Annotated in this window: 14 protein-coding genes; 4 read left to right on the top strand and 10 right to left on the bottom strand. The window is 75.4% G+C overall.

Annotated elements, in window-relative coordinates:
* Positions 1 to 75: 75 nt before the first annotated feature.
* The 4 genes from ASF47_RS08610 to ASF47_RS08595 all read right to left on the bottom strand — a co-directional run bounded on the left by ASF47_RS08610 (position 76) and on the right by ASF47_RS08595 (position 3,790).
* A complete protein-coding gene (locus ASF47_RS08610; RefSeq protein WP_056863637.1) occupies positions 76 to 492 on the bottom strand; it encodes an HIT family protein in 417 nt (138 codons plus the stop codon).
* Positions 489 to 1,892: a M15 family metallopeptidase gene (locus ASF47_RS08605; protein WP_056863636.1), complete on the bottom strand. Its 1,404-nt coding sequence runs from the start codon at positions 1,890 to 1,892 to the stop codon at positions 489 to 491. Before ASF47_RS08605 ends, ASF47_RS08610 begins: the two co-directional genes overlap by 4 nt.
* 88 nt (positions 1,893 to 1,980) lie before the next feature.
* Complete coding sequence (locus ASF47_RS08600) at positions 1,981 to 3,171, bottom strand: glycerophosphodiester phosphodiesterase (RefSeq protein WP_056863635.1); 1,191 nt, start codon at positions 3,169 to 3,171, stop codon at positions 1,981 to 1,983.
* A gap of 85 nt (positions 3,172 to 3,256) precedes the next feature.
* Positions 3,257 to 3,790, bottom strand: a complete 534-nt coding sequence (locus ASF47_RS08595) for a hypothetical protein (RefSeq protein WP_056863634.1) — start codon at positions 3,788 to 3,790, stop codon at positions 3,257 to 3,259.
* A 166-nt stretch (positions 3,791 to 3,956) separates the two neighbouring features.
* Between ASF47_RS08595 and ASF47_RS08590 the strand changes: the two genes are divergently transcribed.
* Genes ASF47_RS08590 through ASF47_RS08580 form a run of 3 tightly spaced genes read left to right on the top strand, consistent with a single transcriptional unit; the run spans position 3,957 to position 5,586 of the window.
* Positions 3,957 to 4,379, top strand: coding sequence for a YbaB/EbfC family nucleoid-associated protein (locus ASF47_RS08590; RefSeq protein ID WP_082500170.1), 423 nt, complete (start codon positions 3,957 to 3,959; stop codon positions 4,377 to 4,379).
* On the top strand, positions 4,376 to 4,681 hold the full coding sequence (locus tag ASF47_RS08585; RefSeq protein ID WP_056863632.1) for a type VII secretion target: 306 nt from the start codon (positions 4,376 to 4,378) through the stop codon (positions 4,679 to 4,681). Before ASF47_RS08590 ends, ASF47_RS08585 begins: the two co-directional genes overlap by 4 nt.
* Positions 4,681 to 5,586, top strand: coding sequence for a WXG100 family type VII secretion target (locus ASF47_RS08580; RefSeq protein ID WP_056863631.1), 906 nt, complete (start codon positions 4,681 to 4,683; stop codon positions 5,584 to 5,586). The genes ASF47_RS08585 and ASF47_RS08580 overlap by 1 nt, the downstream gene beginning before the upstream one ends.
* Here the strand turns inward: ASF47_RS08580 and ASF47_RS08575 are convergent.
* From ASF47_RS08575 to ASF47_RS08560, 4 genes are read right to left on the bottom strand one after another with little or no spacing between them, the layout of a single operon-like run.
* Positions 5,573 to 7,297 carry an ABC transporter permease subunit gene (locus ASF47_RS08575; RefSeq protein ID WP_056863630.1) on the bottom strand — a complete coding sequence of 575 codons (1,725 nt, stop codon included), beginning with the start codon at positions 7,295 to 7,297 and terminating at the stop codon, positions 5,573 to 5,575. The two genes, ASF47_RS08580 and ASF47_RS08575, sit on opposite strands and share 14 nt — an antisense overlap.
* Entirely contained in the window at positions 7,294 to 8,814 is a 1,521-nt protein-coding gene (locus ASF47_RS08570; protein WP_056863629.1) for an ABC transporter substrate-binding protein, read from the bottom strand. The genes ASF47_RS08575 and ASF47_RS08570 overlap by 4 nt, the downstream gene beginning before the upstream one ends.
* Positions 8,811 to 9,617, bottom strand: a complete 807-nt coding sequence (locus tag ASF47_RS08565; protein ID WP_082500169.1) for an ABC transporter ATP-binding protein — start codon at positions 9,615 to 9,617, stop codon at positions 8,811 to 8,813. Before ASF47_RS08565 ends, ASF47_RS08570 begins: the two co-directional genes overlap by 4 nt.
* Complete coding sequence (locus tag ASF47_RS08560; RefSeq protein WP_056863628.1) at positions 9,614 to 10,294, bottom strand: ATP-binding cassette domain-containing protein; 681 nt, start codon at positions 10,292 to 10,294, stop codon at positions 9,614 to 9,616. The genes ASF47_RS08565 and ASF47_RS08560 overlap by 4 nt, the downstream gene beginning before the upstream one ends.
* 163 nt (positions 10,295 to 10,457) lie before the next feature.
* Between ASF47_RS08560 and ASF47_RS08555 the strand changes: the two genes are divergently transcribed.
* Positions 10,458 to 11,705 (top strand): acyl-CoA dehydrogenase family protein, encoded by a 1,248-nt coding sequence (locus ASF47_RS08555; protein WP_056863627.1) that lies wholly within the window; start codon positions 10,458 to 10,460, stop codon positions 11,703 to 11,705.
* Positions 11,706 to 11,744: 39 nt separating this feature from the next.
* Here the strand turns inward: ASF47_RS08555 and ASF47_RS08550 are convergent, their stop codons facing one another.
* Both ASF47_RS08550 and ASF47_RS08545 read right to left on the bottom strand, forming a co-directional pair.
* Positions 11,745 to 13,391, bottom strand: a complete 1,647-nt coding sequence (locus tag ASF47_RS08550) for an AMP-binding protein (protein ID WP_056863626.1) — start codon at positions 13,389 to 13,391, stop codon at positions 11,745 to 11,747.
* Between the two features lie 16 nt (positions 13,392 to 13,407).
* Positions 13,408 to 14,367, bottom strand: a complete 960-nt coding sequence (locus tag ASF47_RS08545) for a cyclase family protein (protein ID WP_056863625.1) — start codon at positions 14,365 to 14,367, stop codon at positions 13,408 to 13,410.
* Between the last annotated feature and the right edge of the window lie 4 nt (positions 14,368 to 14,371).

The raw sequence follows: 14,371 nt of genomic DNA, 5'->3' as shown, positions 1-14,371 counted from the left end.
AGTGGCCGCGGGCGCGGCCGGTGGTGTACGTCGAGACGCCGGTCACCCTAGGTCACCGGCCCGGGGGCGGTGACGTCAGTCCAGCGCCGACCGCAGCCGCGCGGCGTACGACGCACGCTCGCCGTCGTCGTAGCGCTGCCGCGGCCAGAAGAAGCCCCGCAGGCCGTCGCCCTTGGTGCGCGGCACGACGTGCAGGTGCAGGTGGGGCACCGACTGGCTGACGGTGTTGTTGACCGAGACCCAGCTGCCCTGCGCGCCCAGCGCCTCGACCACCGCGGTGCAGAGCCGCTGGGCCGCGGCCAGGAACGGGTCGCGCAGCTCGCCGGGCAGGTCGGGCAGGGTCACGACGTGGGTGCGCGGCACCAGCAGCACGTGGCCGCGGAAGACCGGTCGCTGGTCGAGGAAGGCGACGAGGTCGTCGGTCTCCAGCACGAGGTCGGCCGGGGTCTCCCCCGCCACGATCGCGCAGAAGACGCAGCCGGCCCCGCTCACTCGCACACGACCCCGGCGCAGCGCGGGTCGAGCACGACACGGCCGGCGCCCGCGCTGGCGTCGAAGTGGTGGGCGTCCTGCACGCCGTAGGTCCAGCGCAGGCCGTGGGCCCGCATGGCGCTGACCACGGCGTGGGCCGAGGAGCGCCACGCCACCCTCGGGTGCGAGCGGGAGGGCCACCAGGTGTTGGGCACCGTGCCCTGCTGGGAGCGGTAGGGGTTCTCCCACGGGTTGACGTCGAGGGAGCGGCCGTAGGAGTGCGGGGAGCGCACGCCCGGGCGCCCGACGACGTCGCGGCAGTTGAAGGCCGAGGTGTTGTCGGCGGCCATCGAGGCGTAGTCGTCGGCGCCACCGAGGCGCTTCGACCAGCCGAAGCGGTCCACGCGGTACATCGCGCGGATCGGCAGCTGCTCGCGGTACATCTGGCCCAGCGCGCCCGCCATCTGGCCGACGGCGCCGGTGGCGGCCACCAGCTCACCGCGGTACCGGTAGCCGTCGAAGCCCCAGTAGTTGATGCGCAGCAGCCGCAGGCCGGAGCGGCCCACGGGGCAGCCGGCGTGCCAGCTGCGGCCGGTCATCTGCTTCCAGACCCCGTCGGGGACGGCGGTGACGACCGGGCGGGCGCCCTCGCCGGTGGCGCGGGGCTGGCGGGGCAGGGAGATGCGGGGCCGCGGGGCGCCGGCGGGCAGCGCGACCGGGGTGCCCGGCGGGCGGTTGTCGACCAGGTGCGTGCCGCTGACCGAGCGCTCGAGCCAGGCCTTGGCGGGGGCGAGGGCGCGGTAGACGGTGTCGACGCGGGGGCGCACCGTCAGCGAGGCGCGGCCCTGGTCGTCGGTGCGCACCCGGACCGGGTCGCTCCACGCCTTCGCGCCTCGCGGCTTGCTCTGCACCGTGACGCGCCCCGCCACCGGCGTGCCGCTGCCGGTCGTCCACCGCACCGCGAGGTCCACCGACCGCTCGTCGACGACCCTCCCGGGTCCACCCAGGCGCAGGTCGGAGCCGCGCTTGCGCAGCGGCAGCACCGTGGTGGCCTCGGCCGCCGGGTGGGTCGCGTCGCCGGCGAAGACCGCGCGGACGACGTTGTCCTTCGGCGCGCGGGCGAGCACGACGTCGACGACCACCGCGCCGGCCTCGTTGCTCAGGGCGCGGGCGACCTCGGCCCACTTCCCTCCCCGGCGCCGCTCGACGACGACCTCCGCCCCGGCGACCGGGGCGCCGGCGTCGTCGCGCAGCGTCGCCGTGAGCGGCGTGGCGGTGTCGGCGTAGCGCGCGGGCGCCTCGAGGGTCAGCCCCGGCGCCCGGGCCGCGGTGGCCGGCACGGCCGCCAGGGCCGCGCCCGCGAGGGCGGCGCAGACGAGCAGGACGAGCAGGCGCAGGGGGGTCTGCAGGGGGGACGGCATGGCGCTCAGTGTGCCGATCCCCCGCGCCGATGGGCAGCCCCCACGCGGGCGAGGCACGCGCGGGGCCCGCCCCGGTCCCGGCCGCCGGCTACCGCCCGGCGACCCAGGTGTCGCGCGCGTAGACCGCGGAGTCGGGGTGGTCGGCGAAGACGCCGTCGACCCCGGCGTCGAGGAAGGCCTGCACCTCGGCGAAGACGTCGCCCTTGGCGTCCGGGTCGGTGCCGGTGCGGAAGTCGGTGGCCATGAACTGGTTCTCGTCGCGCACGGTGAACACCACGACCCGCAGGCCCGCCGCGTGGGCGTCGTCGACGACGTCGCTGGGCCCGGTCAGCGCCCCGGAGGCGTCGCGCGGCAGCACGACGTCCTTGTTGGGGCCCAGCCAGTCGGCGTAGCGCGCCACCTTCGCGAGCCCCGCCGGCGTCACGAGGTCGGCGTACGTCGTGTCCTTGCCGGCCGCGACGAGGTCGTAGGGCGCGCCGGTGGCGTCGACCAGCTGCTCGACGGGCGCCTCGGTGAGGCGGTCGATCTGCTTGAGGTTGGTGGTCTCGAAGGACTGGATGAGCACCTTGCTGCGCTTCTCGTCCAGGCCGAAGCGCTTCAGCTCACGCAGCATCGGCTCCTCCAGGGACAGCCCGATGGAGTCGAAGTAGGTGGGGTGCTTGGTCTCCGGCGCGACGCCGATCCTGCGGCCGGTCTCCCGGGAGGCCGTGCGAGCCAGGCGCAGCACCTCGGTGAAGGTCGGCACCCGGAAGCGGCCGTCGTAGCGGGTGTTGTCGGGGCGCACCTGCGGCAGCCGCTCCACGGCACGCAGCGTGCGCAGCTCGCGCAGCGTGAAGTCCTCGGTGAACCACCCGCTGACCTCGCGGCCGTCGATGGTCTTGGTGGTGCGGCGGTCCGCGAACTCGGGGTGCTCGGCGACGTCGGTGGTGCCGCTGATCTCGTTCTCGTGGCGGGCCACGAGCACGCCGTCCTTGGTCGGGACCAGGTCGGGCTCGATGTAGTCGGCGCCGAGCTGGATGGCCAGGCGGTAGGAGGCCAGCGTGTGCTCGGGGCGGTAGCCCGAGGCGCCGCGGTGGCCGACGACGACCGGGGTGCGCAGCTGGGTGACGGGCCGCTCGGCGGCAGCGGACCGGGCGGCGCGCTCCTGCTCGAGCGCGCCGGCGCCGCCGGCGGGGCGGGCCTCGGCGGGGGCGAGGAGGCCGGGCCCGACCAGGAGGGCCAGGGCGGTGAGTCCGGCGACGGGCAGCAGGGTGCGGGGGGAGGTCTTCCGAGAGGTCATGGGCGCACCGTAGGACGACGCCGGTGGCCGGTCGGGGAGGCGGCCGTGAACGGCGGGCGACGCGCAGCGGTCCAGCGCGGGACCATCAGCGCACACCGGGGGCGTAGATCACCTCGGGTCGCTCGATGCACAGGCGGGTCTCGTCGTCGGCGGCGAGCTCCGGGTGCGCGGCCAGGGCGGGCTGCAGCTGGGCGGCCAGCACGTCCATGCGGGGCACGAACGGGGTGGAGACGCCGATGTCGGCCTGGCCCGGCCGCCGTACGTCGAGGAACCAGCGCCCGGTGTTGCCCGGCGCCGACGACGACACGAAGCGGTGGATCCGCACCGTCGTCGGCGGAGCGAGCGGGGCCTCGCGCCGCTGCCACAGCGCCCGTTGGTGGAAGGTCCCGGTGGCCTGGTCGATCCAGACCCGCGAGGTCCACACGATCCCGATGCCCAGCAGGAGCGCGAGCGAGAGGAGTCCGAGCAGGGGCACGACCACCACGGTCAGCGCGGTCCAGTCCATGGTGCCCCGCACCACGCGCAGCAGGTTCCACCCGAAGCCCGCGACGACGAGCGCGGCGACGGCGGTCATCAGCAGCCGCCACAGGATCGAGGGCCGCATCGTCTGGTCGCTCATGGTGCCTCCGAGGGGGTGACCGCCCGCGACGGCGGGGAGGGGCGGCAGGGTCGGGTCGTGACTGCTCCCCGACCCTAGCCGCTGCTCGGCAGCGGTGTTTCGCGGTGCGCGCCCGGGGGCACGGTGGCGTCGACGCCACCCCCACGCCGGACGAGAGGAACCCGCCATGCTGACCGGAGAATCCGAGGCGAGAGCCCGCATCGAGCGCGCCGCCGCCCAGGCAGAGGACAACTTGCGACGGGCCCAGCGGATGAACGGCGAGCTGGCCGAGGTGAGGTCGGTGGGCCACTCCCGCGACGGCGGGGCCGAGGTCACCGTCAGCGCCTCGGGCGTGCTGGTCGACCTGCACGTCACCGCGAAGCTCGCGCAGCGCCCCGCCGAGGAGATCCGCACCGCCATCCTGCAGGCCAACGCCGAGGCCTGCTCGCAGGCCCAGCAGCAGGTGCGCGAGGTCTCCGGTCGTTGGCTGGGTGAGCGCAGCGAGTCGGCCGCGGAGATGGACCGGCACTTCGGCTCGATGCTCGACCAGGCCGCGACCCCGCCGGAGGACGGGCCGCGGGGCTCGGCGGGCAGTGGGGTGCTGCGATGAGCATCGACGTCACCCTGGGTGAGATGCGGGCCCACGCCTCGCACCTCGACGTCATCGCGGAGACCGCCACCGAGGGGGTCGACGCCGGCCGCGCCGTCTCCATCCACGGCGACGCGTTCGGCCTGCTCTGCGCCTTCATCGGCGAGGCGCTGGAGCCGGTGCAGTCGGTGGGCGTCGACTCGGCCAAGGCGGCGGTCGCCGGCGTGTCCGGCACCGCCGACGCCGTCCGCGGCCTGGCCGACATCTTCGGCTGGACCGACGACGTCGTGAACGACCTCTTCAACGTCTTCAAGGGGCAGTGATGACCGATCCGCTCGTGGCCCCCGAGGTCGACTCGACGGCGTGGTACACCGGCGCCGGGCCGGTGGAGAGCCTGGCGGCCAGCGGGGTGGCGCTCTCGGAGGGCGACTGGGTCGAGGGCGCGGTCAACGGCGTCTTCGGCGGCCTCGAGACGCTCGCCGACATGACCGACCCCTTCGGCGCCGTCGTCGGCATGATCGGCGGCTTCATCATGGAGCACGTCGCCCCCTTCCCCGAGTGGCTGGACCAGCTCGCCGGCAACCCCGACGAGATCCGCTCCTTCGCCACCACGTGGATGAACGTCGCCGACCACCTCGACAGCAACGCCGACGACTTCCTCGCCACCGTCCGTCGCGACGCCGGTCGGTGGGAGGGCCTCGCCGTCGACGCCTACACCACCGCCGCGGACGCGCTCGAGGACATCCTCAAGGCCTTCGCCACCGCGATCCGCGGGGTGGGCGGCGCCACCGAGCTCGCCGGCGGCATCGTCGCCGGCGTGCGCGCCCTCGTGCGCGACGCCATCGTCGAGGTGGTCAGCTGGATCCTCGGGGCGATCTGGAAGTTCACCACCCCGTACCTCCCCAAGGGCCTGCAGGAGCTGGCCTCCACGGTCGTGGAGTGGGTCGCGAAGGTCCGGCGCTTCCTCGACGACCTGGTGTCGACCGTCAGCCAGCTCGGCACCCGCATGAACGACCTCATCGCCTCGATGGGCGACGGCGGCGCCAAGGTGTCGGAGGTGCTGGGGCGGTGGGGTCAGCTGTCGGTCGTCGAGCCCGGGTTCGACATGGACCGACTGGTGAGCTCGGTGTCACCCGGGGGCGGCGGCCTCAGCAGCGGGATCCCGACCCTCGCGAAGGTCACCTACGACGGTCTGACGGAGTCCACCAAGTACGTCAGCGACGAGTGAGGCCCCGGCTCGCGGAGGCCACGGACACCGCGAGCACGGCGACGAGCACGAGGGCCAGGGTGGGCGCGGCGACGACCCACCAGGCCCGTTCGGCGTAGCCGGCGCCCTCGGCGAGCAGCAGGCCCCACTCCGGCGAGGGCTGGCCCGGGCCGAGGCCGAGGAAGCCGAGCGAGGCCAGCGCCAGGGTCACCCCCGGCACGCGCAGCGCGGCGTGCCGCACGACGGGGCCGACGGCCCCCGGCAGCAGGTGGCACCAGGTGCGTCGCAGGGGCCCGACGCCCAGCACGGGGAGCACGGCGACGTGCGGTCGGCCGCGGGCCTCGGCCACGAGGGCCGAGGTGTGCGCGGCCAGGGGCGCCCAGCCCACGGCCGCCACCGCGACCGCCGCGCCGAGCGTCGACGGCCCGGCGAGGGCGGCCACGAGCAGCCCGGCCACGACGGGCGGGGCGGCGTTGGCGACCTCGACCGGGCCGGCCGAGAGTCGGGGCGCCAGCCCGACGACGAGGCCCACCACGAGGCACACCGCCACCACGGCGAGGGCGGTGCCGACCGTGGTGAGCGCCCCGTGGGCCAGGCGGGCGAGCAGGTCGCGTCCGCTGGCGTCGGCGCCGAGCCACAGCCCCGGCCGCGGCGCCTCGAGACGCTCGTGGGACGAGGCGTAGGGATCGCCCGGCAGCCCGGCGAGCACCATCGCCAGCAGCAGCCCCCCGGCCAGGAGCGGTACGCCGAGGGCGCGCCGGCCGGCCCGCGGGGCGGGCGCGGCGCTCGGCACGCTGGCCAGCCGCAGGGCCGGTCCGAGCAGCGCGCGCCGCAGCAGCGCCACGACGAGGCCGACCGCGACGGCCACGACCACCAGCAGCAGCACGCCGGCCTGGAGCGCCGGCACGTCCTGCGCGCTGGCCGCGCCCAGCACCGCCCGGCCCAGCCCCGGCACGGCGAAGACCTCCTCCACCGCGACCGCGCCGCCGAGCAGCCCGACCACGACGAGGCCGGCCTGGCCCACGACCGACGGCAGGGCACGGCGCAGCACGGCGAGGGCCAGCCGGGCCCGGGAGCGCCCGACCAGCAGCCAGGTGTGCACCCACGGCTCCCCCACCACCGCGCCCACCGCGTCGGCCAGCAGGCGGCCGACCAGTCCCCCGCCGGGCAGCCCCAGCGCGAGCGCCGGCAGCACGAGGTGCTCGGGGCCCTGCCAGCCGTAGGGCGGCAGCCAGCCCAGCCACACCGCGCCCACCAGCAGCAGCACGGCGCTGAGCACGAACTCCGGGAGCGCGGTGAGCGCCACTGCGCCGACGCCGGGGCCCGCCCCGCGGTCGCCGCGCAGCCCGCCGACCAGCGCGGGCACCGCCACGACGGCCGCGACGACCAGCGCCACCACGAGCGCGGCGAGCATGAGCGTCAGCGAGACGCCGGCCGCCGACAGCAGCCCGGGGCCGACCGGGCGCCCGGAGATCCACGACGTGCCGAGGTCGCCGCGCGCCAGGCCCGCCACCCAGTCGCCCAGCACCGCGAGCGGTCCACGGTCGAGGCCGAGCTCGGCGCGCACCGCGGCCAGCGCCGCGGGCGTCGCCTCGAGCTCGGCGTACCGGGCGCGCAGGACGGTGTACTCCGCCGAGCGCCCCGAGAGCCACGGCAGCAGCCCGACGAGCACGAGCACGCCCAGCCCGGCGCCCAGGCGCGAGGCGGTGACCAGGGCCGCCGCACGCGTCATCCGACGGAGGTCGAGGCGTCCACCAGGGCGCGCTCGCGGGGGTCGCGCAGGGCGTCCTCGACGCGCTCCGACTCGCCCTGGACCACCCGCTCGTGCAGCAGCGGCACGACGGCGTCGGCACTGAGCACCAGGGCCTCGACGGCCATCGTGGCGGCCTGCCGCGCGGGGCCGACCGGCAGCGCCGCGGCCTCCTCGAGGGCGGCGTCGACGTCCTCGTCGCAGAGCTGGGCGATGTTGAAGGAGCCCTCGCAGGCGAAGTCGCTGTAGAGGTAGGCCACCGGGTCGCCCGAGTCGAGCACGGTGGCGCGGGAGAGGATGAAGGCGTCGAAGGCGCCGTCGAGGGCGTCGGCCTCGATGAACTGGTACTCCCGCACGTCCTGCTCGACCTCGAAGCCCGCCGCCTCCAGCTCCTGCTCGAGCAGCACGGCCACCTCGGGCAGCTCGGCGCGGTCGGTGAAGGTGCCGAGGCTGATCTCCACCCCGTCGACCGGCGCCGGCTCGGGCCGCTCGCCCAGCAGCGCGGCGTAGGCGTCGTCGCGCAGGTCGGCGGCCCACGGGATCGCGGGGCCGAGCAGGCCCTCGGCCTCGTCGGCGCGGCCCTCGTAGACGTCGGCGACGAGCCGGGCCCGGTCGATCGCCGCGCGCGCCGCGGCCCGCACGGCCGGGTCGGCGAAGGGGCCCTCGGAGGTGTTGAGGTAGAGCGTGTTGGTGCGCGGCATCGGCACCTCGTGGATGAGCGCGGGGTCGATCTGCGGCAGCTGGCCCACCGGCACGGCCTCCACCACGTCGGCCTCCCCGGTGCGCAGCGCCGCGGCGCGCGCGGTGCCGTCGGGCACGTAGGAGACGTCGAGGCCCGCGGCCTGCGCCGGCTCGCCCCAGTAGTCCTCGAAGCGCTCCAGCGTCGCGCCCGCCGTGCCGGCCACCTCGGTCAGCTCGTAGGGCCCGGTGCCGGTGCCCACGGGCGACACCGTCCCGTCCGGGGCGTACGCCGAGGCCGCCAGCACCGCCAGCTGCGGGCTCGACAGCCGCTGCGGCACCAGCGGGTCGGGCTCGCCGGTGGTCACCACCAGGGTGTCGCCGTCGGCCTCGGCGGTGAGGGTGACCCCGTCGAGGATCCGCGGCGGCGGGCTGGCCTCGGCCGCGGCGGTGAGCGAGGCGGCCGCCTGCTCGGCGGTCAGCTCCGTGCCGTCGTGGAAGGTGACGCCGTCGCGCACCGCGAAGCGCCAGGTGAGGTCGTCGGCCTGCTCCCAGGAGGTGGCCAGGCCCGGGAGGGCGCCGCCCTCGTCGTCGAGGGTCACCAGCGTCTCGGCGGTGCTCCAGCGCGAGAGCTTGAAGGCGTCGTCGGACAGCGGGCTCAGCCCCGAGCGCGGCGGCTGCAGCATGGCCAGGCGGATCCGGTCGTCGGCGCCCCCGCCGCCCCCGGCGTCCTGGGCGCCCGGGGCTCCGCCGCAGGCGGTGACGGAGGCCAGCAGCACCGCTGCGGCGGCCAGGTGGGAAGGACGGGGCGTGCGGATCATGCGGTGCTCTCTTCTCGGGTGGCTTCTCGGGTGGCTTCTCGGGTGGTGGGTGAGGACAGGTCACGGGCGCCGACGAGGGCGCGGGTGGCGGGGTGGGTGGGGTGGGCGAGGAGGCGCGTGGTGGGGCCCTCCTCGACGACGCGGCCGGCGTCGAGCACGACGACGCGCTCGCAGGTCCGCTCGACGGCCTCGAGGTCGTGGCAGACCAGCAGCAGCCCGATCCCGTCGAGCCCGGCGACCACGTCGAGCACGTGATCGCGCAGGTCGTGGTCGAGGCCGCTGACCGGCTCGTCGGCCAGCAGCAGGCGTGCCCCGCAGGCCAGGGCGCGGGCCACGGCGACCCGCTGGGCCTGGCCGCCACTGAGCTCACCGGGGCGTCGGCGCCAGAGGTCCTCGTCGAGGCCGACGCGGGCCAGGGCGGCCCGGGCGGTGCCCACCGGGTCGCCGGGCACGCCCAGGCGGCGCGCCGGCTCGGCGACCAGGCGCTCCACGCGGTGGCGGGGGTCGAGGGAGGCGGCCGGGTGCTGGGGCACGTACTGCACCGCGCGGCGGTACCACCGCAGCGAGCGCACCGACCCCGGTCGCACGGCGCGCCCGTCGAGGGAGACCTCGCCGCGCCCGGGGGCCAGCAGCGCCAGCGCGACCTGGAGCAGCGTGGTCTTGCCCGCCCCCGAGCGGCCGACCAGGCCCACCCGCTCCCCCGGAGCGAGCCGGAGGGTGACGTCGTCGAGCGCCGGCGCGCTCGCACGGCGGTGGTGGCCCGGGTGGTGGTGGGTGACCCCGCGCAGCTCCAGGCCGCTCACGCCACGCGCCCCTCGGCCAGGGCCACCGTGCGCGAGCAGAGCCGCGCGGCGACCTCGCGGTCGTGGGTGACCAGCAGCAGGGCGGCGCCGCTGCCCTCGCAGTGGCGCTCGAGCAGGTCGACGACGCAGGCCCGGGCCACCGCGTCGAGGGCGGTGGTGGGCTCGTCGGCCACCAGCAGCCGGGGGGCGCAGACCAGCGCGAGCACGGTGCAGACCCGCTGGAGCTGCCCGCCGGAGAGCGCGGCGGGGTGGCGCCCGAGCAGCGCCGCGGGGTCGGCCAGGTCGGCCTGGCCCAGCAGGTCGAGCACGAGGTCGCGGGCGGCGGCGCGGGTCAGGCCACGGCGGGCCCGGGCGGCCTCGACGAGCTGCGCCCCGACGCGCACCAACGGGTTCAGCGCGGTCGCCGAGGCCTGGTGCACCGCGGCCAGGCCGGCGCGCTCGCGGCGGGTGCGGCCGAGGCGGCGGCGCAGGTCGACCGGGCGGCCCTCGAGCAGCAGCCGCCCCGAGGCGGCGTACGCGGGTCCGAGCGTGCCGAGCACCGCGGCGGCGGTGAGGCTCTTGCCCGAGCCCGACGGGCCGACCAGCGCGACGCGCTCGCCGGCCGCCACGGCGAGGTCGACGCCCGACACCAGCGTGCGCGTCCCGACGCGCACGTCGAGTCCCTCCAGCTCCAGCACGGCGCCCCCCGGCCCCTCGGCGCCACGAGGCGCAATGATTATCGTTCTCATCAAGCCTGACAGACGGCGCCCCCGCCCGTCACATCGGGCCTTGCGCCGCCCCGGGGCGGGTGGCATGGTGAAGCAGCCCCGAGCGATCGCTCGGCCCACGTTCAGGAGCCTCGTGTCCGATCACCCCGACCTCGTCCTGCCCGCCCCCTCGGCCCGCGCCGTCGAGCTGCACGACCGGATGGTCGCGTTCATGCACGACCACGTGCTGCCCGCCGAGACCACCTACGCCGAGCAGGCCTTCGCCGGCGGCCCCGACGACCACCGCGTGCCGGCGGTCATCGAGGACCTCAAGCGCACCGCCCGCGAGCAGGGGCTGTGGAACCTCTTCCTCCCCCACGAGTCCGGGCTCACCCAGCTGGAGTACGCCCCCATCGCGGAGCTGTCCGGCTGGAGCAACGACCTCGGCCCCGAGGCCATCAACTGCCAGGCGCCCGACACCGGCAACATGGAGCTGCTGCACCTGCTCGGCACCGAGGCCCAGAAGGAGCGCTGGCTGCGCCCGCTGCTCGACGGCGAGATCCGCTCGGCCTTCGCGATGACCGAGCCCGACGTCGCCAGCAGCGACGCCATCAACATCGCCACCCGCATCGAGCGCGACGGCGACGAGTACGTCGTCAACGGCCGCAAGTGGTGGACCTCGGGGGCCATGGACCCCCGCTGCGCGCTCTTCGTGGTCATGGGCAAGACCGACCCCGAGGCCGTCCGGCACCGCCAGCAGACCATGGTGGTCGTGCCGCGCGAGACCGCCGGCGTCACCGTGGTGCGCGACCTGCCCGTCTTCGGCCACCACGACCAGCACGGCCACGCCGTCGTCACCTTCGAGGACGTCCGGGTGCCGGTCGCCAATGTCGTGGGAGAGGAAGGAGGCGGCTTCGCCGCCGCCCAGGCCCGGCTCGGCCCCGGCCGGATCCACCACTGCATGCGCGCCCTCGGGGCCGCCGAGCGCGCCCTGGCGCTGCTCGTCGCCCGCGCCCAGCAGCGCGTGGCCTTCGGCTCACCGCTGGCCGACCAGGGGGTCGTGCGTCAGCAGATCGCCGAGTCGCGCCTGGAGATCGACCAGGCCCGCCTGCTGTGCCACCGCGCCTGCCACGTCATCGACACCGAGGGCAACAAGGCGGCCGCGTCCCTGGTCGCGATGGCCAAGGTCGCGGTGCCCCGCGCCGCCACCGCCGTCATCGACCGGGCCATCCAGGTGCACGGCGGGGCCGGCGTCACCGACGTCACGCCGCTGGCCGCGATGTACGGCTGGCACCGCGCCATGCGTCTCTTCGACGGTCCCGACGAGGTCCACCTGCGCTCGATCGCCAAGGCCGAGCTGGGCCGCGAGCCCGTCCTGCCGCCGGGCTCCACCCGGGTCTGAGCCGGCTGCGGGGCCGGCGGCGGGGCCGGCCGACGCCGGCTAGCCCCGCAGCTCGCGGCGCAGGATCTTGCCGGTGACGGTCTTGGGCAGCTCGTCGATGACGACGACCTGGCGGGGGTACTTGTAGGCCGCCATGCGCTCCTTGCAGTGCGCGATGAGCTCCTCGGGGGTGGCGCTCGCGCCGGCCTTGAGGCTGACGAAGGCCTTGACGGTCTCGCCCCGCACCTCGTCGGGCACCCCGACGACGGCGGCCTCGCGCACGGCGTCGTGCTCGGCGAGGACGTCCTCGACCTCGCGCGGCCAGACCTTGTAGCCGGAGGCGTTGATCATGTCCTTCTTGCGGTCGACGATGAAGATCCAGCCCTCGGGGTCCATGAACCCCACGTCGCCGGATCTCAGCGCCCCGCCGGGCAGGTTGGCTGCCGTCTCCTCGGGCTTGCCCCAGTAGCCGGCCACGACCTGGGGGCCGTCGGCCACGATCTCGCCGACCTCGCCCAGCGGGAGGTCCGCGCCGTCCTCCCCCACGATCCGCACGACCGTGCTCGGCACGGGCACGCCGACCGAGAGCGCCCCGGAGGTCGGGTCGACCGGCGAGGGGGCGCCGAAGGGCGTGAGCGTCATCGGGCTGGTGGTCTCGGTGAGGCCGTAGGCGTTGTGCACCTGCAGCCCGGTGCGGGCCTTGAAGGCCCGCTCCGCGGTCGGCGAGATGGCCGCGCCGCCGGAGTAGACCGAGGTGAAGGAGGCGAAGTGGTCCTCGGTGAAGTCCGGGGAGTTGAAGAGCGCGTTGAAGGCCGTGATCGCCCCGATCGTGTACGTCGGCCGGTGCTCCAGCAGCGCGTCGAGCACGACCTGCGGCTCGAAGCGGTAGGCCAGCACCAGCGGCAGGGGCGCGGCGAAGCTGATCGCGATGTGGCCGATCAGCCCGGTGATGTGGAAGAGCGGGGCGATGCCGAAGACCGAGCCGCCGCGGGCGAAGCGCGCCCGGTCGCGGTAGACGCGCGCGGTGAAGACGACGTTGCGGTGGGTGTTCATCGCCCCCTTCGGCACCCCGGTCGTGCCCGAGGTGTAGGTCAGGAAGGCCACGTCGTCGGGCGCCAGCTCCACCGGCGGGGGCCGCTGGCCCCGGCGGGCCTCGAGGAACTCCACGAGGTCGTCGGTGCCGGCGTGGCGCTGCCGGGTGACACCGGCGAAGAGCCGCGGGTCGTGACGGGTCTGGTAGTCGAGCTCGCTGGTGGTGAGCACCAGCTCGACCGAGGATCCCGGCACGACGTCGCGCGCCACCTCGTCGTAGAGCGTCTCGAGCGCGACGAGCACCCGCGCCCCGGAGTCCTGGAGCAGGTAGGTCAGCTCCCGGGCCCGGCTCATCGGGTTGATCGACACCATGACCCCGCCGGCCTTCCAGGTCGCCAGCAGGCACACCACGAACTGCGGCACGTTCTGCAGGTAGACCGCGAGCCGGTCGCCGCGCTCGAAGCCGCTGTCGAGCAGCGCCACGGCGAGCGCGTCGCTCTGGGCGTCGAGCTCCTCGCGGGTCAGCACGCCGTCGAAGTACCGCACGGCGTCACCGGTCGGGTCGGCGGCGAGACCGGCGCGGAACATGGCCAGGCCGTCGGTGTGCTCGGGCTCGAGGTCGGCGGGCTCGCCGGCGTAGAGCCCGAGCCACGGGCGCTCGTCGTAGACGCTCATCGGGTCCGCGCGCCCCTCACTTGACGACGATCGGGTTGACCGGGGCACCGCTGCCCCGGGCGACCTTGAGCGGGGCGGCGGCGTAGAAGAACTCGTAGCGGCCGTCCTCGGCGCAGTCGGCCGCGAGCGCCTCGAGGTCGGCGATCTCGGTGAGCGTGACGCCGAGGTTGCGCATCAGGGCGTTGTGCAGCACGAGGGCGACGCCGTTGTTGGGGTCGAAGGTGACCTCGTTGGCGATGGTGTCGGTGACGAGGTTGGGGATCTCCATGTCGGCGAACCACTGCACGAGCTCGGGGCTGTAGACCAGGCCCGGCTCGCAGAAGCCCTCGTAGAACTTGTCGCCGAGCTCGAAGAAGAGCTGGAGGTAGTTGGTGCGGATGATGAGGATGTCGCGCTTGCGCAGCTCGACGCCCTGCGCCTCGGCGCAGGCGAGGAGGTCCTCGTGGGTGTAGGTCTCGGCCGCGGCCAGCGTCTCCTTGCCGCGGAAGCGGGCCATGTCGAGCAGCACCGCGCGACCGACCACGCCCCGCTCGGCGATGGGCTGGATGCTGGCCTTGTCGAGGCCGCCGATGGTGGTGCGTGCGTCGTAGCCGTTCCAGAGCTGCCCGCCGTACCAGACGTGGCCCAGGGCGTCGTACTGCGTGGAGCCCTGGAGGAAGGCGTTGATCTTGTCGTCGGCGTAGTGCAGACCGCCGGGGAAGGCGGGCCCGTCGTCGCCGTCCCAGTTCGACTCGTCGAGGATCTGGGTGCGCTCGGCCGGGGTGCGGCCGGGCCACACCGGGTCGCCCTTCGGGTCGCCGATGAGGCGCTGGAGGGTGAAGACCTTGCCCGAGCTGATCAGCCCGGCGGCCGCGACGACCTGCTCGGGGCCGAGGTAGTTCAGCCCGCCGACCTCGTCGTCGGGACCCCACTTGCCCCAGTTGGTGGGCGAGTCCTTGAGGAGCTCGTCGAGCGGGGGCACGGTGGAGTCGGTCATCTGT

It is taken from the genome of Nocardioides sp. Leaf285 (assembly GCF_001422955.1).
Classification (GTDB): Bacteria; Actinomycetota; Actinomycetes; order Propionibacteriales; family Nocardioidaceae; genus Nocardioides; species Nocardioides kribbensis.
The sequence above is the reverse complement of the archived record's forward strand: the minus strand, read 5'-3'. Positions and strand labels throughout refer to the sequence as shown.

Excerpts from the sequence above, each read along its gene's own strand:
- ASF47_RS08570 (WP_056863629.1), bottom strand. The coding sequence starts at position 8,814 with ATGATCCGCACGCCCCGTCCTTCCCACCTGGCCGCCGCAGCGGTGCTG.
- ASF47_RS08585 (WP_056863632.1), top strand. The coding sequence starts at position 4,376 with ATGAGCATCGACGTCACCCTGGGTGAGATGCGGGCCCACGCCTCGCAC.
- ASF47_RS08605 (WP_056863636.1), bottom strand. The coding sequence starts at position 1,892 with ATGCCGTCCCCCCTGCAGACCCCCCTGCGCCTGCTCGTCCTGCTCGTC.
- ASF47_RS08550 (WP_056863626.1), bottom strand. The coding sequence starts at position 13,391 with ATGAGCGTCTACGACGAGCGCCCGTGGCTCGGGCTCTACGCCGGCGAG.
- ASF47_RS08580 (WP_056863631.1), top strand. The coding sequence starts at position 4,681 with ATGACCGATCCGCTCGTGGCCCCCGAGGTCGACTCGACGGCGTGGTAC.
- ASF47_RS08595 (WP_056863634.1), bottom strand. The coding sequence starts at position 3,790 with ATGAGCGACCAGACGATGCGGCCCTCGATCCTGTGGCGGCTGCTGATG.
- ASF47_RS08590 (WP_082500170.1), top strand. The coding sequence starts at position 3,957 with ATGCTGACCGGAGAATCCGAGGCGAGAGCCCGCATCGAGCGCGCCGCC.
- ASF47_RS08600 (WP_056863635.1), bottom strand. The coding sequence starts at position 3,171 with ATGACCTCTCGGAAGACCTCCCCCCGCACCCTGCTGCCCGTCGCCGGA.
- ASF47_RS08575 (WP_056863630.1), bottom strand. The coding sequence starts at position 7,297 with ATGACGCGTGCGGCGGCCCTGGTCACCGCCTCGCGCCTGGGCGCCGGG.
- ASF47_RS08545 (WP_056863625.1), bottom strand. The coding sequence starts at position 14,367 with ATGACCGACTCCACCGTGCCCCCGCTCGACGAGCTCCTCAAGGACTCG.